The 19,533-nt window shown below is 37.6% G+C and carries 20 protein-coding genes and 1 pseudogene; 3 read left to right on the forward strand and 18 right to left on the reverse strand.

The genetic code is table 11. The features are described from left to right. Positions 1–60: 60 nt before the first annotated feature. On the forward strand, positions 61–537 hold the full coding sequence (locus tag IGI78_RS08460; RefSeq protein WP_368256571.1) for a GNAT family N-acetyltransferase: 477 nt from the start codon (positions 61–63) through the stop codon (positions 535–537). A 71-nt stretch (positions 538–608) separates the two neighbouring features. Here the strand turns inward: IGI78_RS08460 and IGI78_RS08465 are convergent, their stop codons facing one another. Together IGI78_RS08465 and IGI78_RS08470 are read right to left on the reverse strand one after the other, a co-directional pair. Continuing rightward, complete coding sequence (locus tag IGI78_RS08465) at positions 609–1,652, reverse strand: AI-2E family transporter (RefSeq protein WP_086292364.1); 1,044 nt, start codon at positions 1,650–1,652, stop codon at positions 609–611. 174 nt (positions 1,653–1,826) lie between these two features. Beyond that, complete coding sequence (locus tag IGI78_RS08470) at positions 1,827–2,165, reverse strand: triphosphoribosyl-dephospho-CoA synthase (RefSeq protein ID WP_254907616.1); 339 nt, start codon at positions 2,163–2,165, stop codon at positions 1,827–1,829. Here IGI78_RS08470 and IGI78_RS08475 point away from each other — a divergent pair. Next, positions 2,155–2,334 (forward strand): annotated as a pseudogene (locus IGI78_RS08475) (LysR family transcriptional regulator); the annotation flags it as partial. The gene IGI78_RS08470 and the pseudogene IGI78_RS08475 sit on opposite strands and share 11 nt — an antisense overlap. 63 nt (positions 2,335–2,397) lie before the next feature. Here the strand turns inward: IGI78_RS08475 and IGI78_RS08480 are convergent. The 12 genes from IGI78_RS08480 to IGI78_RS08535 form a co-directional block, all read right to left on the reverse strand. Next, on the reverse strand, positions 2,398–3,147 hold the full coding sequence (locus tag IGI78_RS08480) for an SDR family oxidoreductase (protein WP_086292363.1): 750 nt from the start codon (positions 3,145–3,147) through the stop codon (positions 2,398–2,400). A 14-nt stretch (positions 3,148–3,161) separates the two neighbouring features. Beyond that, positions 3,162–3,581, reverse strand: a complete 420-nt coding sequence (locus IGI78_RS08485; RefSeq protein ID WP_086292362.1) for a cupin domain-containing protein — start codon at positions 3,579–3,581, stop codon at positions 3,162–3,164. Further along, positions 3,582–3,926, reverse strand: coding sequence for a carboxymuconolactone decarboxylase family protein (locus tag IGI78_RS08490; protein WP_086292361.1), 345 nt, complete (start codon positions 3,924–3,926; stop codon positions 3,582–3,584). Then, positions 3,895–4,461, reverse strand: a complete 567-nt coding sequence (locus IGI78_RS08495; RefSeq protein ID WP_077453315.1) for a flavodoxin — start codon at positions 4,459–4,461, stop codon at positions 3,895–3,897. The genes IGI78_RS08490 and IGI78_RS08495 overlap by 32 nt, the downstream gene beginning before the upstream one ends. 164 nt (positions 4,462–4,625) lie before the next feature. Further along, positions 4,626–5,507: a LysR family transcriptional regulator gene (locus tag IGI78_RS08500; RefSeq protein ID WP_170924093.1), complete on the reverse strand. Its 882-nt coding sequence runs from the start codon at positions 5,505–5,507 to the stop codon at positions 4,626–4,628. A gap of 266 nt (positions 5,508–5,773) precedes the next feature. After that, positions 5,774–9,097, reverse strand: coding sequence for a polysaccharide lyase family 8 super-sandwich domain-containing protein (locus IGI78_RS08505; protein ID WP_195265108.1), 3,324 nt, complete (start codon positions 9,095–9,097; stop codon positions 5,774–5,776). A gap of 127 nt (positions 9,098–9,224) precedes the next feature. Continuing rightward, positions 9,225–10,037: a PTS system mannose/fructose/sorbose family transporter subunit IID gene (locus tag IGI78_RS08510; protein WP_086292358.1), complete on the reverse strand. Its 813-nt coding sequence runs from the start codon at positions 10,035–10,037 to the stop codon at positions 9,225–9,227. After that, complete coding sequence (locus IGI78_RS08515; RefSeq protein ID WP_086292357.1) at positions 10,027–10,821, reverse strand: PTS mannose/fructose/sorbose/N-acetylgalactosamine transporter subunit IIC; 795 nt, start codon at positions 10,819–10,821, stop codon at positions 10,027–10,029. The genes IGI78_RS08510 and IGI78_RS08515 overlap by 11 nt, the downstream gene beginning before the upstream one ends. A gap of 11 nt (positions 10,822–10,832) precedes the next feature. Next, positions 10,833–11,330, reverse strand: coding sequence for a PTS sugar transporter subunit IIB (locus IGI78_RS08520; protein ID WP_195265106.1), 498 nt, complete (start codon positions 11,328–11,330; stop codon positions 10,833–10,835). A 22-nt stretch (positions 11,331–11,352) separates the two neighbouring features. Next, positions 11,353–12,540 (reverse strand): glycoside hydrolase family 88 protein, encoded by a 1,188-nt coding sequence (locus tag IGI78_RS08525; protein WP_086292355.1) that lies wholly within the window; start codon positions 12,538–12,540, stop codon positions 11,353–11,355. Positions 12,541–12,698: 158 nt separating this feature from the next. Further along, complete coding sequence (locus IGI78_RS08530; protein WP_086292354.1) at positions 12,699–13,460, reverse strand: GntR family transcriptional regulator; 762 nt, start codon at positions 13,458–13,460, stop codon at positions 12,699–12,701. 288 nt (positions 13,461–13,748) lie between these two features. Beyond that, positions 13,749–14,453 carry a flavodoxin gene (locus IGI78_RS08535; protein WP_195265104.1) on the reverse strand — a complete coding sequence of 235 codons (705 nt, stop codon included), beginning with the start codon at positions 14,451–14,453 and terminating at the stop codon, positions 13,749–13,751. Positions 14,454–14,799: 346 nt separating this feature from the next. On the opposite strand from IGI78_RS08535, the gene IGI78_RS08540 reads away from it, so the two are divergent. Next, the gene (locus tag IGI78_RS08540; protein ID WP_195265102.1) at positions 14,800–15,336 is read left to right on the forward strand and encodes a GNAT family N-acetyltransferase; all 537 of its coding nucleotides are present in this window, start codon (positions 14,800–14,802) and stop codon (positions 15,334–15,336) included. Between the two features lie 108 nt (positions 15,337–15,444). Here the strand turns inward: IGI78_RS08540 and IGI78_RS08545 are convergent, their stop codons facing one another. The 4 genes from IGI78_RS08545 to IGI78_RS08560 form a co-directional block, all read right to left on the reverse strand. Then, positions 15,445–15,882, reverse strand: a complete 438-nt coding sequence (locus IGI78_RS08545; RefSeq protein WP_242595924.1) for an ATP-binding cassette domain-containing protein — start codon at positions 15,880–15,882, stop codon at positions 15,445–15,447. Positions 15,883–16,063: 181 nt separating this feature from the next. Continuing rightward, positions 16,064–17,098, reverse strand: coding sequence for an amidase family protein (locus IGI78_RS08550; RefSeq protein ID WP_086292351.1), 1,035 nt, complete (start codon positions 17,096–17,098; stop codon positions 16,064–16,066). 60 nt (positions 17,099–17,158) lie between these two features. Further along, a complete protein-coding gene (locus IGI78_RS08555) occupies positions 17,159–18,373 on the reverse strand; it encodes a phosphopentomutase (RefSeq protein ID WP_086292350.1) in 1,215 nt (404 codons plus the stop codon). A 4-nt stretch (positions 18,374–18,377) separates the two neighbouring features. Continuing rightward, positions 18,378–19,532, reverse strand: coding sequence for a YhfX family PLP-dependent enzyme (locus tag IGI78_RS08560; protein ID WP_086292349.1), 1,155 nt, complete (start codon positions 19,530–19,532; stop codon positions 18,378–18,380). Position 19,533 lies beyond the last annotated feature (1 nt).

The raw sequence follows: 19,533 nt of genomic DNA on the forward strand, positions 1-19,533 counted from the left end.
TCTGCTAAGCCGAATCATTGTCTTTCAATAAATGATGTCTGATTTTTTATGGAGGTGTGCATGCCCATTCAGCTTAAAGAAGCGAAGCTTTCCGATTTGCTTTCAATCTACTTGATACAAAAAGCTGCCTTCAAATCTCTCTTTCTCCGTTATCAAGACAAAGAAACTTCTCCCTATTTACAAAGTTTCGAGAAGCTAAACGCAAAGTTTTCTGCGTCGAATACCACTTATTATATAATCATGACCGCTCGAAAAAACGTGGGCTTTATAAAACTGACGGTTGAGCAGGAACATACGACGAAGCTATCCTCCATCGCCCTTCTTCCCTCCTACGAGAACCGCGGGATCGGTAGACAAGCAATGACCTTGATTGAAAGGAACGTACAAACAGATACGATTCGTTTACATACGATCCTGCAAGAACCCAAGCTGGTTCACTTTTATCACTCGTTAGGGTATTCAGCAACAGGCAGGTTTCAAAGCCCCTTTTCAGCAATCTGCTTTGTCTCCTTTACGAAAAAAATTGCGGCGAAATAAAAAAACCATCTCGCCTTTCATCGGCAGAGATGGTTTTTTCTATCAATTGGCATCCTTTACAGCAATCATTTTTATTGGTCCTGCAAGGTGTCATCGGATTTTTTACGCAATCGCGGAATCTCTTTCACATTCATTAAATCTAAAAAGAAAGTGAACAATGGGATCCCGATGATCAAGCCCCACAAGCCAAAGAGATGTTCGCTAAGATACAGGAGAATAAACGTGTAAAACATCGGGATCTCTGTTTTATTGGCCATCAAGCGGGGATTTAAGATATAGGATTCCAACGCATGAACAAACACAATGATCAGTAAAATGTAGATCACATCATTAAATCCGCCGATAGAATAGGCAATAAACGTTAATGGAATACACGAGATGATCACACCAGCAACAGGAATCAAGCTGAGAAAGAAAATCATCAACGCCAAACTCAATAGTTGCGGAAAGCCCATCACCGCTAAGGCGAAGACAGTGATTGCTGTATTAACTAAGGCGATCACCAACTGCGTCTCAATCACATTTCCGAAAGCCCGCGTAAACTTAGCTCCTAAATAGTAAACATCTTCAAAGAACCACGCCCCTCGCCCTTGCAAAAACAGCTGAGAAAACGCAACGGTTTTTTTGTTATCGATCATAAAGAAGAAACTAAGCAGAAATGAGATCAGCACCGTCAATGCCAGTTCACCGAAATTATACAGATAATTGATCACGACTAAAACGCCGCTTTGTAATTTCTGAATATATTCACTGGTTTGCAATAAATTTAAGACATATTCAATCAATTCATTATTGGAGTCTGTCCGTTGGTAGAAATCAGCAACGGAATTGACTAATTGGACGGATTGTTTGATGATGATGGGAACATAATTTGTTGCTACTAAATAAAGAATAAAAACAATCAAGCTGTAGGTCAGGATGCTCGTAAGCTTGATGGGCAGTCGGCTTTTTCGATGGAGCAAAAGAACCAGCCGATAAATCAAATACGTAAAGATAAAGGTCAGCAAAAGAATGGTCATCATACTGCGAAACAAAAAAAGAATGCCCGCAAGCATAAACAAGACCGTCCAGCGCCGCAACACAAGATTTTGAAGAAAAGCATTATAATATTTCATCTGTAACTCCTTTTTTTCGTTGCAATGAAGCAACGAAGCATTTCAGTAGTGCCTAAGAATTATCTAATCATTAAACTATGCAAATAGCAAGAGGTTTTATTTTTCTTAAACGAGTAAAAAAATGAAACAAAAAAATCCTTAGAAGAATCGTTGCCTTTCTTCTAAGGAAAAGAGTTATTGATAAACGGTCTCCCCTTCTTTTATGGGTAAAATCGAGTTGATGGACAATAAAAAGAAGCTGGCAGCCAACAGATCCGCACTGCCTCCGGGAGATACATTTTCTGACTGGCAGAAGGCTGCTAGTGCCAGAAATGCTGGATTCGGCAACGCTTGTTGATTGGCTTTTTGTGCGAGTTGCTGAACCAGTGTCAGTACCTCTTGATTGCTGCGGTAAAAAATGCACGTATCGTCCAGCGTAGCGATGATCGTCAACAGCATGTGGAGCCTTTTTTCAGTCTCATTGGTACAATTCCGAGAAAAATAATCCGCTAGAGCGAAAGAACTAGCAATCACGTTCTTTCCTAAAATTACTTGGGGTTATGAAGATGAGGCACCTTTTGTTCTGCATTCACTAACGGACATTCCCTTATCGCGGACGATTTATTTAGCTTCAAGCTTTACTAAAGGTCATTCCATGACGAAACTAATTGCAAAAACGTTGATTGAATTTTATCTTGGCTAAATAAAAATAAGCTCCCACTCGCGTATTGGTTATGCAAGCGGAAGCTTATTTTCTCCTACGTATTTACCAAGGTTGGGAGGTTGGCCCGACGGTAAATTCATTCACATTGACATCTTCTGGCTGGTTGATTGCAAAAGCCACGATATTGGCTACTCGATCGGGTGATATTCCATGTTCTTTGTATAATGCGTTCATACCTTTGGCTGCTGTTTCATCTGTGATCGTGTCTAATAATTCAGTATTGATCGCTGCTGGATAGATGGTGGCAGTTCGAATGTTTGTTCCTTCTTGTGCCGACTCCATCCGCAGAACTTCCATTAGATTACGCACAGCCCATTTTGTAGCCCCATAAACTGCTGCGTTCGGATATGCTTTTAATCCGGCTACGGAAGAGGTTGCGATCACCTGTCCAGATTTTTGGGAAATAAAATCTGGCAGAACAGCAGCTAGACCATGCAATACCCCTTTGATATTGATATCGATCATTTGATCCCACTCCTCTGTTTTTAAAGCAGACAAAGGAGAACTAGGCATAATGCCCGCATTTAAGAAAATCACATCGATTTTCCCATAGATCTCTTTTGCATAGTCGATCAGCGCTTGATTATCCGCTGGTTTGGTCACATCGGTTTCCTTATAGACAGCCTCTCCATTTTTCTCACGTATTGTTGTAAGAATCTCCGCTAGTTTCTCTTTCCGCCGAGCAGCTAAAACCAATTTGGCACCTTTTTCTGCTAAAAGTAACGCTGTTGCTTCACCAATTCCGCTTGATGCACCCGTAATGATCACGACTTTTCCTTTGATTCGATTCATCCCTTTTTCCTCCTTTATGCGTCAGGCAACTGATCATATTCTTCATCACTGACTGCTTCTAACCATTCTGAAGCACCAGCAGTAATCGCTACATGGGCAAACCAACTATTTTTCGCTGCACCATGCCAATGTTTGATCCCTTCCTTGATGACTACAACATCACCAACAGTAAGTTTTTGCGGTTTCTTCCCTGCTTCTTGGTACCAGCCTTCTCCTGAAGTCACCAACAACAATTGATACCCACCATCGATATGCCGATGCCAATTGTTGCGGCAACCTGGTTCAAAGGTCACATTGCCAACGTTGACTGGAATCGCTGGATCAGCTACTAAAGGATTCAAGTAACTCTGACCGCTAAAATATTGTGCATAGGCGTCATTTGTGTTGCCCAGTGAAAAGATTCCAGATTCTTTTGCTGCATCGAGTTCTGACATTTATTTTTCCCCCAATTCAGCTAGCTCTTCTTGATAAACCGTTTTGGCGATGTTAAAAGCAGACCAAGCTTTAGGCCAGCCAACATAGAAAGCCAGATGAGTGATTACTTCTGCAATTTCCTCTACAGTGATCCCGTTCTCCTTGCCAATCGTTAAATGGGCGGGCAACTGTTCAAAATTGCCACCGGAAATCAAGGCAGATATCGTCAATAAACTTCTCGTATGAGGAGCCAATTCTACCTCACGTGACCAAACTTCACCAAATAATACATCATCATTCAGTTGCGCAAATTTCGGCGCAAATTTGCCTAAGTTATCTCTTCCTGCTGTTTGTTTCTTTACCATATCGATCGACTCCTTCATCTATTTTAATAAAATGCTGATTTAACCAATTTCGAATAGCTATATCCGCTTTAGCTACTCTTGAACCACGAACAGCTAATCCAGGATAAACAGTTGCTTCAGGACAAGTCTTTTTAAAGTCTTCTAGGCTGTTGCCAAATCCTGAGCCTTCATGAGTACAAAACGGAAAAATACTCTTCCCTTCCAATCGATGATCTTTTAAAAAACTCGCTAGGATCATCGGGTATGTGCCCCACCAATTTGGAAAACCGATAAACAAAACCCGTTCTTTAAAAAACGCTGCCGATACCTCTTGATAGAGGGGGAAATCATTAGCCGCTTTTTCTTTTTTTGCTAGCTCGACCATTGCTTGGTAGCTTTGAGGGTAAGGATAAGCCGGTTCAAGAGAATAAAGCGGACATTGTAATTTATCTGCTATTTTCTCTGCTAGAACCCGAGTATTTCCCACTATCAGCTTTTTTCGCTGCCCTTCAATAAGATTCTCTCCTGCTCGTGAATACACAAGTATTGCCGGCATTTTGTCACCTCCTTGGTTTCTCTTCTTGGTATATTTAATAGTAAGGCAAAGCGGAGCCTTTGAATAATGCTTTCTATAAAAAGTCCTTATGCTTATGAAGCATAGGGAGAGGTGGAAGAAAAAAGAAGCGGATTACTCCACTTCTTTTGGCTTTTAGGATGCAATTATTCAAAAGCTTCACGAAAACGGGCAATGAACGCCGTCACAACCGGCGACATCACACGATTTCTTTTCCACACCAGGACACAGCTGGTTTCGATTTGAGGGACTAAAGGCAAAAATTTGATCGTTTCATCCCTCCGTTCTCCGACTGCTCCGCTGATGGTCAACGCCGATCCAACATGGTTTTCTACTAAGGAAAAGACATTGAAAATCAAGTTATATGTTCCAACGATCGGTAATTCTTCTATTGGTATTTTTGACCATTGGCTGAACATTTGCTGCACTTCCGGACGCCTTGACACTAGCAATGGCACCCCTTTGATATCTTCTGGTGTAATCTCTTCTTTATGGGCGAGAAAAGAATCAGCCGATGTTAGTATGCCCCAAGTTTCTTTTCTTGGTAGAACGATTTTTTCGTATTTCTCGATTTCGATGGGTTCGATCAAAATCGCCAAATCCAATAAGCCTTTCTCCAAACGCTCGTTGATATCATCTCCTGTGCCACTGTGGATATGAAAGCGGACATCTGGAAAGTCACTGATAAATTCTTCCAACATCAAGGAAAGCGTGTCGGAATTATCTGCTTCGACACAGCCAATTGTGAAATGACCACTAAACAACTGTTTCTTACGATCTTCAAACTCTTGCATGGTTTGATCCGTTAGACTCAATATCTCCTCGGCACGGCTTTTTAAAAAACGACCGGCTTCCGTTAAGAGCATTGTACGATTATCACGAATGAAAAGAGCCGTTCCTAATTCATCTTCTAATTCTTTTAATTGGCGGCTCAATGTCGGTTGGGTGATGTGGAGCACTTCTGCGGCTTGTGAGATCGTTCCCTCCTCTGCAATCGTGAAGAAATATTTTAATAAACGAAATTCCACTAAATCGCCTCCTCTTTTTTGCAACATTTTAACTCTTAGCAATGAAAAGAATCATCCTTCTTTTTGGTCTATTCATTTCTAATAATAACAAAGAATCGCTATTCCAGCGAATCATACTAATAAAAAAGAATAAAACTGCAGAATTTTAAGAGGATCGTTTTATGGAATGACATGAAAAAATTGTTCGCACATTAATAATAGAGGGACAAAAAGACTTGCCTCACTATTATGATAGCCAATCAAGTTAAGCTATTATTTGGTTTTCTTTACTTTTTGTTAAATAGAATCTGGCTGTTTTGACCATTCGAACCTGTTGGGTCAATTTCGATTTCCCAGTAATCGAGACCATCTAAAGAAGTGACTTTTTTCGCTGAAATATTACTATCTGCTTCTTTAATACGATAACCATCGTCTTTTAGATGAATCAAATCCTTTTGAGCACGCTTCATTGTAGGATCTGAATGTGAAAGTATAATCGTTTCATCGCTGTCCACTCGTGTAAGTGACATCGGGGTTTGAAATTTCATATCAAGGATTTCGACTTCGGTTTCATTATAGACATTAATACCAATTACATTATTTGACTGCACTGCATGAATGTTTTTATCATTGCGCAATATTTTAGCGGGTTCAATTTTTTCGAACTCATTTCGTTCCCTACTAGGATATATAGCATAGTTGTACTCATCTTCTTGATGGATATGCGTTTTCCACATTGTAAAGTAGCTTCTCGTAATCGGGTCTGTGCTCCCTGATCCATTTATCCGATTCCAACTATCTGTACGTTCTTCAATCATCAAAGTTAAATCTTGAGGGTTGATAAATTTATATCCGATAGATTGTTGCGGATCAGATGCCTCGAAATAAACACTTTCAACATTAGAAAAGCTTTGTTGTCCATTTGATAAATCAATCTGTTCATTATTCACAAAAAATCTGTAATTAATCGTCTCATTCAGCTTTCTATTCTCTATAACTGTTTCAATGATACGGTCATTCTGAAAGTTTATATTACTTCCAATAGCAACAAGCTCGTCACCAAGGATGAACCATGACTTTTGAGCTGTCAACGTTCTTTCATAATTGATAAAATCCATGACAAAACTACCATAACGATCATCAACGGTGGAACCTCCTACGAAGTCTGTTTCCGCTACACTGTAACCGCTTTGATCAAGTCGAGCTTGCTTATCCACAGTAATACCTGGCAATCTATAGGGATCAACTGTCGCCCAAAAATCTTGATTAAATTGATTTAGATCATCATTATATAGATAAAGCATTCCATCGCCCGTATGCCATCCTTGAAGGTTTTCATTATTCATTGTTTCGTATCGTTTGATTCTACTAGAGGACATACTTAACCCAAAAATAAAATCAAAATCTTTATTAAAATAGGTCATTCGATCCATATTCGCAAAATTTGTAAGTTTTGTTGTGTAAGGACTATCGGACGCTATATCAGGATTAGATAATATTGTTTTTGCTAGTGCAATATCTCTAAAGCTTGATAAACTATTTAAGTAGTCAAAATTCGCACTATTTGCCTTTATCCAATGCTTCGCAAATTGAAAATAACTATTGCTGTTTGTTAGTTCTGAAATACTTGCAAAACGAATCATTGCTTTTGTCATTTCAGCTCCAGCAACATTACTCTCCATTTGACTTCTTGAGATAGCTCTTCCTCTGACCATATCCATCATATTTCCTTTATGCACAAACGGAACGATCGATTCTTGAATCCAGAAATCAATCACCTTAACTATATTATCATCTGGAAAATAGTCTGTTGACTGAGTCATTGTGAATATCTGTGAGATACCATCAAGAAGAACATTTCCATATGAACCAATATAAGGAACGTTGTCATGTTGTAAAAACGAACCATCAGTATAAAAGCCATCACCCTCGTTTACGAAAGGATAAACTTTTTCTAATGCGCTTATCGCTTCACTAACACCAGAATCCTTTTCTTCTAAGATGCTTTTAATTAGTATTATTCGGGTGTTATCCACTTGATTAGCTCCAGTTGCTTCAAGTGCAAGTTCTGGATTTACACTATACCTATTATAATTGACGTCTGGCAAAAAACGGTCAATCGGTCTTAAAAAATCCCCAATTTGTTCTTGTGATAAAAAAGGATGTAAAGTAGTAACCAAGTCATTGATAGCTCGAGGAACACCGATTTCCCAATCCCACCAGTTTCCGTGCGTTTGGACAGAGAGATTATACTTATAAGAGTACATCCAATCTAATCCTGAAAAAATATCCTCTAATAATTTTCTGTTGAGGTAGTTTTCCGAATGTGGATTTGTTGCTGACAGGGCTAAAGTAGTTAAATTTCTAAAACTTCTTGTCAAATTAGCTGATGATGTCAATTCAGATTGTTCATCCCACAAATCCTCTTTATCTTCATCTTTATTCAATGTTTCCCATAATAGGTTGGCTGTTCTATCCATTGATCTTTGCTTATCAATCATTAACGAATCATCAGAATCAAAATAGTTAGCTCCAAGAATCATTTCGTGCCACTTTGTTCTCATGTCATCAAATTTGTTGTGGTCACTTTTATCAATCGATACATCAACGAGAACGATCAGTTCATCACTTTTATTGGTTATTTTTATTCGTGTTGTTCCCTCTTTTTTAGGTAGAATAATCCCATCAAAAACCTCTAATAAATCTTGGTTTTCCACAAAAAAATTTAATTCTTCAAGTGGTTGGAAAAGAGGTATGATATGCATTTGATCTAATGTAAGATGTACATTATCATGTCTATCTTTTGTAACAAAAATGGGGATACTTACTTGAATAGTTTCATTTTTATCGCTAATAATGATCTCGCTGGTCCCTGATGCTACACCAGTAACATACCCCCGTTCATTTACTTGAGCTACCTTTGGATCACTTGAAGAAAAAGTTAGGTTTTTCCGAGGAAAATCTTCGGGATAAGTTTCAAGCTCGATTAACTGGCGTTCACCAATTTGCAAACGCAACTCTTCTTGAGAAATGATAATCTCTTGTATTTCTTCATATATGCGATCATACAAACGCGCATTTCTGTATTCAATCAATCCCGAGGTATTATCAAAAAAAAGCTCCAATTTTACTTGTTCCGTATCTGCTCCAGTCGTAAAAGTAACTGCAAGGCTTTCCCATCCCGAAGTTCCTGAAACAGCTTCACTTGAGTAAAGAGATATTTGAGTTCCATTTTCCATGTACTGAACCCTTATTCTTCCACCAAGTACATTAGAAATATCTGTTGTTTTCACCTCGACAATTGCGCGATATTCTGTATTTGGAAGAACAGGTATACCTTCTTGAAAAACTGCTGCACGACTGACTTGATTGGAAGAAATTTCAATGCTATTTTCTTCTGTTACTCTTACTTTTGGACGGATATCTGAAGGGAACCAAAGGCGCCAGTGATCTGCTCCAATTGAATCATGCCATCCATTCGTATTCTCAGATTGTTGTGAAAAGTCCCCGTTCAATAATAAATTATGTTCAATCGTTGTGCTGTGAACATTGATTGGTAGTATAAGCAAATGTGACAGAAACGAGGCAAGAAATAAAGCAAGTATTTTCATATTTTTCCTTTCTGCATTAGGCGGAGGCTTCTTGTCATCATATACATAAAGAAACTGTCATTGAATTGAATAAAAACCGAATAACGATAAAATTGATAGAACTATGGTCTAATAACTACATGAACAGTCATCCAAGGATACCTGACAGCGACCCTAAAATACCCAAAACAAACAACAAAATGAGTAACTTATAAACATTCCAATTTTTCTTTTTAATTAGATAATAAACCATGATCGTTACTAATCCAGGTAAGAGCCGAGGTAAAATCTGGTCAAAAACTGTTTGGAGCGCTACTACTTGTTGTTCGCCTTCGATCGTCGTTGCATACTCTATAGCCATTTCAGCTTTTACAAAGCTGACCGCTAAACCAGAGATAACTGTGACACCAACAATATTCGCTGCCCGAGAGATTTGGTTGATTTTTTGGCTGAGCATTTCAATTGCACTTGTGCCCATTCGATAACCCAACCAGCCTAAAAGACACTTAAGAAACAGATTAAAGCCAATCATACAAACCAAAAACATGATTGGGCTAGCAGTAATACCCGCAATCGCCATGCTTGCAAAAATCGTTGAAAATAACGGAGCTACACCAAATTGAGATATCGCATCCCCAATTCCTGCCAAGGGACCCATTAATGCCATTTTTATACTTCTAATTTTTGATACATCTTCCCCGTGATCAAGCATTGCTAATTGTAAGCTAGTAACAAAGGGGACTGTCTGAGGATTGACATTATAAAATTCCAAGTTATCAATAGTGGCTTTTTTTAATGCTTCCTGATCATCTTTATAGATCTTTTTTAATCCCGGAAAAATAATATTTGCATAACCCGTTCCTTGATACGTGTTATAGTTGAAGCCATTTTGGAGAAAGTATGAGCGCATAGTTGCTATAAAATAATCGTTTTTCGTTAGTTTTTGTTCTTTAGATTCCATCTTCTTCGATTCCTCCTTGTTGAGCGAAAGTCATTGAAAGTTCTTGTCTTTTTTCTTGATTATAGTAATCGATCATTGCAAATACTGCTCCTACTAATGCAATCGCCATAACAGGTAAATCTAAATACGCAATACAAATATATCCTAAGATCACGTAAGGAATAACGTCTTTGGAAACCATGACAGATAGAATCATCGCAAAACCGATTGCGGGTAGTAAGCCTCCAGCAACAGTCAGTGCTTGAACCAGTTCATTCGGAATCATTTCGACAAATCTTCTAAGAGGCTCCATACTTAAAGCAGAAAGTAATGCAATAAAGAATCCTACAAAGAAAAAACTAATGAATGTTGTATGTGCAAACCATTTAAAGCGTTTGAAACGACCATTTTCCACTGCAATTCTAGCAGCTTCGGATGAACCAGCACATACTGTATAAATGAGTGTCTGGCAAATTTGAAATAATACTGCAAATGGATAAGATAATGCCAAGGCACTTTCAGGAGTGACCCCTTGATCTTTCAAAGTTATCGCCATTATGGTCCCCACCACTCCTGGCCCTAAAGGATTAGGCGGGACCGTTCCCCCAGCGCCAACGCCAAATCCCATAAAAGCAAGTTCACCAATGGCACCCATCATTAATCCAGTTTGAACATCACCGAGAATCAACCCTACAAAAAAGGAAAGGACAATGCAACGATTTGTAAAAATGCCTAGCAATAGACCCGAATAACAAACGCCTGCCATAAGTGCCAGTAAAAAAGCTTGCATAATTGATATATTCATTTTATTCTCTCCTATTCGTTTTCAAGATGAGACATGAGTTGTTTTAATGAATCAACGTCTGGAGCCATCGGTGAGGTACGAGTATCAAACTTGATGTGGAATGTATCCTTTAATTCTTTTAACGCTCTTTTATCTTCTTCACCGATAAAAATATAGTTGGATATTTTCGTTTTTCCTACCGCATTGTGAATGTTCCCCACATTGATTAGCTTAATCGGTACACCACCTTTGACAAGTGCTAATGCATCCTGCGGATTAGCCACAACGATAAAAATCATTTGCTTAGGCGAGGCTTTATGAATGATTTCGCGTGTTTGTTGAATCGTGAAAAAGCGCATACTCACATTTTGTGCCACTGCTTTCATCAATTGTTGTTGAAATGGATCATTTGCGGCTTGATCGTTAGCTACGATACATAAGTTGACACCCAATGATTTGATCCACATTTGACCTTGACCATGTATCAAGCGTTCATCAATTCGTGTCATTTTAATATTTGGTTGTGCCATTTGATTCCCTCCTTTAGTATTTTTACCAAAATAATTGCCAGTTTTTTTTATGTCTTACCAGTGCTTCCATATAGAAGTAATCCCCCCAGATATTCCCTTCATTCACACCCTTTCCGGAATGCCAGGAATAGACCCCTTCATTGATGAGCGCTACAGCGCCTGTGCCCTTTTTTTCTGTGTAACGGTTTATTAGATTTCTTAGCATAACTTGTTGGATGTTGTGATACATCTCTTTCATAGGATGGTTGTCCGCTAGATATTTTTCCATTTCATTCATACCACAAAGGGCTATTGCACTAGCAGAGGTATCCCGAGGTTGGTCAGATCCCTCTTCAAAAATCAAATCCCAAAAACAGATTAAATCACTAGGCAAACGATTTAAAAAGTAATTCGTTACAGCTTCATAAAGTTTTATATTTTCCTCCTTTCTACAATAATGCTGATTTAATGCTATTCCATAAATCAACCAACTTTGACCGCGTGCCCAACTGGAGTCGTCAGAAAATCCTTGCTTCGTTTTACCATATAGGGGCTGACCTGTTGTGGGATCGAAATAATAAGTATGAAATGCTGAAGCATTTTCTCGAATCGCATATTTAATGGTAGTCTTATAATGTTTCTCGGCCACAGATTTATAGATAGCGTCACCAGTCTCCTCATATGACCAATGCAATAATGGTAAATTTAAGAGACAGTCAACAATTAAACGATATTCCTTAGAGTCATCCAAATCTCCCCAAGCTTGTATAAATTTCCCTTTATTTTGAAATCGCTCAACGAGTTTGTCAGCTGCGCTAATGGAAAGTTCTCTAGCTTGGGAATTGCCTGTGATTTTGTAACAACTGACACAAGAAAGAGTATAAAGAAAACCTAGATCATGATGATTGATTTCTATATTTTGAGACAATCTTCTGGTAAAGCTTTCCATATGTTTTTCTGCTAAATCCTTATACTTATTTTCCTTGGTAATATCATATGCAAGCCATAAAATGCCTGTCCAAAAAGCCGTCGTCCATTCTGTGTTATCAATAACTTGGTAATTTTGGTTTTTAGTGGTAGGTGCAGGAAATTTCTCTCCAAATAGAGCCATATTTTGATCAATTTTTTGTAAACACTGATTAATCGCTTGATCAATTTCTTTCGCACTTAATTCTAATACTTCTAGTTTTTGATAATTCTCCTTTAAAGGTTCAATTCTTTTAGAAAGCATGTTTTTCCTCCATTCGCAACTTATAGCGTTAACGTGTTATCTGGTTGCAGTATATAATATTCTCGCCTTTGATGCAAGCGTTTTCAATTATTTTTGCTTTAATGGAATAAAAAAAAGCACATAACGTCAGTTATATGCTTTTGAAATATAGTTGTTAACTAATTAATAATATCAATACTATAGTAATCAGGATGAATAAATGCCTGGTCATATTCAATAGCATTTTCAAAACGATCATAAACAATTCGATTCCTCACAAACAAAGCTGCTGGTCGATTATTCTTAAAATAGCTTTTCATTATTTTCTGATCTTTCTCTGATAAATTATCTATGATCGATTCAAAGTCAGATACAGAGATTGTCATTTTCTCTGATTCTGGTATTTGGTTTAAATCTTCTAGCACTTTAGTAAATGACAACCCCTTTTTCAGCTGAGCGATTGGAATATCTGTCGGTCCAGTGATATGTGCATATCTAAATTGAAGTTTCCACGGCTTATTATTAATAAATGCAACTTGACTTAGTTTTAAAAACGGTACTTTTGTCTCTTCAAACGAAGGAGCATGTAAAATCTTTGCTATATCTGAATTCGTTATTTGTTGAATGAGATCTACCGCTTCCACGACAGTCTTTTCAGATATTGGTTCTTTTTTATCATTAGTCAAAGGGCGTGTATTTTCGCTAAAGAAAACACGTTTATTTAGAATGTTTTTTCGTACAAATGTTCCTTCGCCTTGTCTCCGAATGAGATAACCTTGTGCAACCAGATCATTCATCACTTTGATGACGGTTGTATTACTTACCCCATATTTTGCTTTCAAGTCTCCCTCTGAATAGATACGGTCCCCCGGTTTAAATTTACCAGCTTCAATATCTCGAAGAATATCTTGTTTGATTTTTTCATATTTTAATACAGCCACTTTTAGTCCCCCTAAAACAATCTTTATGTACGCAATTTTAGCTAAATGGAATAATATTTAATTTCCCTAAGTTAAGACGGCAATTTAATAAAAAATTTTATTGAATCGACGAGTATTATAGCTGAAAATAAGATTCTTTGCTTTTACGCTAAATCATTAGATTAATCATATCATATATCTCAAATAGACGTCTAACAGTCTCATAGAAAAATAAAACAAAGAAGAAGCCTTTAAACAAGGCTCCCTCTATAATTAAAGAAATTCTTTTATTCTTTATTGTTGCTCTTTTTATAATCCCATATGATCTAGCCACTCTAATACTTCAGGTTCAGCGTCTTCAACACTTCCCGCTCTTGCTGCAAAGCCTTCAAGAAAGTCATACGCTGGATACAACGTTTGAAGTTCATTTTGACTATTGGTCAGTCCACTTCCCCCATGGGTTACAAAAAGAATGATTTGTTTATCCGTAAGATCATAGGCTTCAAGAAATGTTAACACGGCTCTTGGGGCACGGTTCCACCAAACGGGAAAGCCTATAAAGAGAACATCCACTTCAGTCATTTGGGCAACGTCAGTCATCAATATTGGTCGGGCATCTTCTTCCAGCTCTCTAGTGGCAAAAGCTGTATGTTCATCGTAAACGTTAGGGTAACCTACTTCTGTTTGAATCGAAAATAACTCACCTCCTGTTTGTTCAGCGATCATCTCTGCTATGACTTGGACATCTCCTACTAAGGTGTCATCGATTACATTAAAACTACTTCCAGAAACCGCTTCGACTGCTGGTTCATGCTCTAAATTTTCTGGTCTTGTGAAGTAGGCGATCAAAATATCGGCCTCCCCATCAATCCCTGCTTCTCTCATTTGTTGCGTAACGGTGTCACTAGTACTTGTTTCCGTTGTACCAATGTCTGGCTCATCATTCATTGAATCACTGCTGCATCCTGCTAGAAAAATCATTGTCAGAAAAAGTCCTTTTGTCCATTTGTTCATTGAATTGCTCCTTTCATCTTTCATAAGTAATGGTAGTTTCAGTATATTTCTTGAAGTGGACTTTAAGGCAAGGCATTCAGATATAACTTGTCTTAATTTTTACACTTTTCTCACAACTCCCTCACAAAAAGTCATTTCTGCAAAAGCACTTAAAAAGCCGTAAACAGTATTTTGTCTAACAACTTTTCCATTTATCTTTCGGGCTTTCTCAAATATGCGGCGAAAAAGTCAACGCATTTATGGTAAAAAACGTTAGAAAAGCAAAAATAAAATAGAAGCGCGTAAGACGGATTTTAAAAGGATCATTATATGATAAACTAATCCTAAATAGGATAGGAGTGATGGAATGAACGTTTTCTTCAGACCACCAAAAGAAGAGGATATTGATCAAATCATGCAGATTGAAAATGCAGGATTTACAGCGAATGAAGCAGCATCTAGACCAGCGATGATGGATCGAATACATACAATTAGTGACAGTTTTATTGTGGCAGTAAATGAAAAGGATTGTCCGATCGGCTACGTTGTAGGGCCCATTATTTCTAAACGTTATCTCTATGACGATCTCTTTGAAAGTACTTGTCCTAATCAACTTTTTGGTGGCTACCAAAGTATTCTTAGCTTGGCTGTCGCTCCTGATTATAAAAACTGCCAGATTGGTAGTAAGCTACTGTCAGCCCTTGAACAACAATGTCGTCTTCAAAATAGAAAAGGAATCACATTAACTTGTTTAGAATCATTGATTCCATATTACGAAAAGCACGGCTATCAACTAGAAGGACTGTCAGAATCACAACATGCAGGTGTTGCTTGGTATAATATGGTACTAGAGTTGGACGATATGCCTAATGAACGCCAAATAAAGGAGCCTACTTTCCAGTAAGCTCCATACATTACCTTGATTAAGTTTCCGAAATTCAGTGCTTTATCTCAATTTCCACATAATATCAAATAGCAAAAGTAAAGGATCAATGACCAATACTTTTTCCCTTCACATAAATCTCCTGATTTTTTCCATCAATGATTTTTTAGGATCATTGTATTTAAACATAACCCCATCTTTCAGAAATAAGATCTGCTGAGAGATCTCCTCCAAATTATACAAAATATGAGAAGAAACCATGATCGCTTTTCCTTCTGCAGCCAGCTGCTGCAAAATAGTCGAAACCAATAAAACATTGGTAGGATCCAGTCCGTTCATCACTTCGTCCATGAACATATATGACGTATCCCCAATTACTTGCATCGCAAAACAAAGCCGCTGACGCATGCCTAATGAATAGGTCGCTACGCGGTTTTTTGCATAGTCTTCCAATTGTAGTAGAGCAACGATGGTTTCAAACTTCTTTGATGACTTCCAAATAATTTTGTATAGCTCAAGATGTTCAATACCGGTAAATTCGTCAAATAATTCGTTCTGATCTGGCAACAAAGAGAAGTTTTCTATAATCCGATTTTTCTTTTCAAGTGACAAAAAACATTTGACCTTTATGTTTATGAGGAATCCGTCAACATTTTTTAAACGAAAAACCCAAAGACAAAGAAATGTCGATGGTTTGATGAAATCTTATTGACTAGAACTCGTTGAGAAAACACCAGCGAAAGCTCTTTTATAAATTGTATCCTTGTTCAAAATAAGAATGATGATCGAGAAAATAATTCTTCAGCAATCTATCTTCTTTGGCGATAAGTTTATTTGCTAAATGAAACATTTGTTGCTCAATTCCTGATTGAGGCTTTCCGATTATTAAGTACCCAGTAGCTAGACTTGTAGTTGGAACGATCAACCCGATAGCATTACACATATTGACAACTCTAATAAATCCTTTTTTACCAGCAATTTGATTTTCTCGCGTCTGATCATCAAAATGTCCGATGAGTGTTTCACCAATACCGTAAATGTCAATTGGTCCTTCTTTCGAAATAATTATATCTACATCTAAAAACAATCGTTCTACTTCATCAATTAATTTTTTACGACTTTCTTGATACTTATAGGAAAAATCCTTCGTAATTATTTTCATAGTCTCCATGTCTACTGATAAAAGATCCATATTTATTTCTGAGTCTACAGCAACAATTACTGTCTTTTCTTGGTTCTTATGATCAGTAAAGATTTGTGCTAATTGCTTTATGAGATCTATCTCACGACTAATAAGTCCGATGGATGGTGTGAAGGATATGCCATCTGTTGAAGATTTTACCATTTTTTCTAAACTGAGCATTTTCTTTCCCACTTCCGGGTGGATATAACCAACTAAGTTTAAAGCTGCTGCTGGAGCTAAAACTGAACCACCTCCGTCCGTGCCGATTCCAACATCATTAATACCTAAAAAAACGTTCACAGCTGTTCCACTCGATGAACCAGTCATTACACCACCAGTAATTGGATTTCTTAAATCTATATCTATCCCTCTTCCTTTATGACTTGCTTTGTCAATCGTGTGAAGATGGAAGCCATTTTTCTCCAAAAAATCTATAAAGAAAGATGTGAAAACAATAGAATCTTTCAGTCCAATATAATATCCAGAAGAGGAACTGATTTTCTCTATGCAATTGGGAAATACTTTAATGACGGAGTTGTAAAAATTTGCCATTGCTAAACTTGTTCGCTTGGAATACTCTTGAACTTTATTCTGCTCCATGTTATAAACTCCTTAAAAGGCTCGATTTTGGTTCTACTACCATTAATCGAGCCATTACATTTAATTAATAAATAATTCTGGCAAAAATGACTGACCATTTTGAGGAGGCGAAACGTTAAAGTAATCTGCTACAGTCGCGCCAACATCTGCAAGGGTTTGTCTGTTTCCTAAATATTTATTATGGATACCTGGACTATAAAGCAATAAGGGAACCTTTTCTCGAGTGTGATTGCTGTGCCCTATCGTGGGATCGTTCCCATGGTCTGCCATAACAATTAGGATATCCCCCCTTTTTAAGGATGGAAGCAATTCTTTGATTCGTTTATCACTAATTTCTAAACGATTAGAATAACGATTTACATCTTCCGCATGACCAGCCAAATCAGTTTCTTGAATATTCAGCGCAAAAAAACCATGATCAAGCGTTTTCACTTCATTGATCAAATCATCAAAAAGACGATTTGTATCAACTCCTGGAAATAAGCGTTTACTATCCGTCTGTATAATATCAGCGACTTTGCCCAAAAAAGAAACTGGGATATTTGCATGATCTAAGATTGTGGGAGTTTGAACATTTTTATTAATACCATATCCAAGATGAACGACTTGATAACCAGTATTATATACGCCAGATTGTGGGGCATCTACTCCTGCAATTTCTCCATTCCTTGTTTTTCTTGCTCCGAGTAAGTCTTTTAATGTTATGTTTTCACCACCAAAAGTAATGACTCTAGAAACCTCAACTACTTCCCTTACAACATGCCCAATTTTTGCCAAGTCATTAAAGGAGATCAAATCCAGACAAGCGGAAACATTATAAACTTGTCCATAATCTGTTTCCAAGTTATCACCGACCGTTGCAAGTTCATCTACAACTAAAATCTGTGTCCCGCTTTCACCCACTCTTCGAACTTGATGACCATACTTTATCAGATTAGCTTCGACTTCATCGATTTTTTGATTGAACGGTTGAATCAATGGAATCTTAGGTGTTGTGCCCATAATTTCTTGATGTCCTAAGAATGAGTCGGCTCCATAGTGTGCTAGCTCAGCTGTGCCATAATTTGCTGTCGGTGAAAATTTATGATTTTTTATCTCAAAACCAAGAGCATTCATCAAACCTAAGCTTTCCAACGTTGGTATATTAATTGACGGATTGGAGGCAATGATATGTGCAGCAGTGTTGCTTCCTAGATCTCTAGGTCGAACCTCCTTAACATCATCCATTGCGCCAACGCCAAAACTATCTAAAACGATAACAACAAATTTCCCCATTTTTTCACCTTCTAACTATATTTCCAAGGCTATCATATATACCTTCGACTTTTGGCGAGCCACTTTGAATACCTGAAACAACTGCTACATCACTTCTAGTAACAAAAATTTGTGTTCGAAATGCAGCGATAACGGTAGCTCCCACAGGGTGGGTGGATTCTGTTGAAAGATAATAATCAATATTTTCATTGCTAAAAGGTCGAACTCGGTCTTTTTTAACTGATTCCGAACTTACAATCAGGGCCGAGTCAAGATGTCCACGTCGATAATATCCACCACCATAAAAATAAGCATGATTATCTAAGTTATGCGATATTTCGCTCACATAAACCATAGCTGGATGTTCCGGTAACATCATCTTTGAATGTAATGGTGTAGTTCCAGTAAGTGCATGTCCGGGTTCGCCTTGTGTTCCCCCAATTTTTTTAATGAAAGGAATAGTTTCGTGACAAGTTGCTGACGGAATATTCACTTCTTTTATTACGATCCCTAACTCTTCAAAAAATTTTTTCGCTTGCTGGATCGTTTTCACATTATTGGTAGGTAATAACTTCGATTCGCCATCAAATAAGAAACAAGGAAAAGAGGTCACACCTTCAATGGTCACATGGTCTGTTTGTCTAACTAATTCAACAATTGAAGATAACTCGTTTAAATGAAATCCACCAAATTGACCCTCGTAAATCTGATCATCAGATTCAATGATTTTTACTAGAATCTTTTGTTTTATAGTAAGCTCTTCAGCTGCTTGAATGATTTGTTGTAACGCCTCCAAAGAATAAACCGTGATATAATCAGTTCCGTAATTCATGATTCTAGTTAAAAGATTCCGTGGTATTTGAACTAAATGACCCACATTTCCTAATGGTAGATTTTGTTCCATAAGAATCAATGCTTCTTTATAATCCACGACCACCGCTTTTTTGATTCCCGAATCATGGATCTTTTGTGCAACTAATGGGTTGCGACCAAATTGCTTGGTCATATAAAACAAGTTTATTCCATGTGTCTTGGCATCTTCTGCTAAGCTTGCAGCATTTTTTTCAATCATATCAAGGTCCAAGACATAGGTATCTGGAAGTATTTTTCCTTCTTTATGGAGAGAGATTGCAGCGTCAACCAATTTTTGATTTCTTTGGATGGTAACATTCAAAAACATG

The organism is Enterococcus sp. DIV1767, assembly GCF_050542585.1.
GTDB lineage: Bacteria > Bacillota > Bacilli > Lactobacillales > Enterococcaceae > Enterococcus_D > Enterococcus_D innesii.

Coding starts and splice junctions, on each gene's coding strand:
- IGI78_RS08460 (WP_368256571.1), top strand. CDS start 61: ATGCCCATTCAGCTTAAAGAAGCGAAGCTTTCCGATTTGCTTTCAATC.
- IGI78_RS08465 (WP_086292364.1), bottom strand. CDS start 1,652: ATGAAATATTATAATGCTTTTCTTCAAAATCTTGTGTTGCGGCGCTGG.
- IGI78_RS08480 (WP_086292363.1), bottom strand. CDS start 3,147: ATGAATCGAATCAAAGGAAAAGTCGTGATCATTACGGGTGCATCAAGC.
- IGI78_RS08485 (WP_086292362.1), bottom strand. CDS start 3,581: ATGTCAGAACTCGATGCAGCAAAAGAATCTGGAATCTTTTCACTGGGC.
- IGI78_RS08490 (WP_086292361.1), bottom strand. CDS start 3,926: ATGGTAAAGAAACAAACAGCAGGAAGAGATAACTTAGGCAAATTTGCG.
- IGI78_RS08495 (WP_077453315.1), bottom strand. CDS start 4,461: ATGCCGGCAATACTTGTGTATTCACGAGCAGGAGAGAATCTTATTGAA.
- IGI78_RS08505 (WP_195265108.1), bottom strand. CDS start 9,097: ATGAAAATACTTGCTTTATTTCTTGCCTCGTTTCTGTCACATTTGCTT.
- IGI78_RS08510 (WP_086292358.1), bottom strand. CDS start 10,037: ATGGAATCTAAAGAACAAAAACTAACGAAAAACGATTATTTTATAGCA.
- IGI78_RS08515 (WP_086292357.1), bottom strand. CDS start 10,821: ATGAATATATCAATTATGCAAGCTTTTTTACTGGCACTTATGGCAGGC.
- IGI78_RS08520 (WP_195265106.1), bottom strand. CDS start 11,330: ATGGCACAACCAAATATTAAAATGACACGAATTGATGAACGCTTGATA.
- IGI78_RS08525 (WP_086292355.1), bottom strand. CDS start 12,540: ATGCTTTCTAAAAGAATTGAACCTTTAAAGGAGAATTATCAAAAACTA.
- IGI78_RS08535 (WP_195265104.1), bottom strand. CDS start 14,453: ATGAACAAATGGACAAAAGGACTTTTTCTGACAATGATTTTTCTAGCA.
- IGI78_RS08540 (WP_195265102.1), top strand. CDS start 14,800: ATGAACGTTTTCTTCAGACCACCAAAAGAAGAGGATATTGATCAAATC.
- IGI78_RS08550 (WP_086292351.1), bottom strand. CDS start 17,098: ATGGAGCAGAATAAAGTTCAAGAGTATTCCAAGCGAACAAGTTTAGCA.
- IGI78_RS08555 (WP_086292350.1), bottom strand. CDS start 18,373: ATGGGGAAATTTGTTGTTATCGTTTTAGATAGTTTTGGCGTTGGCGCA.
- IGI78_RS08560 (WP_086292349.1), bottom strand. CDS start 19,532: ATGTTTTTGAATGTTACCATCCAAAGAAATCAAAAATTGGTTGACGCT.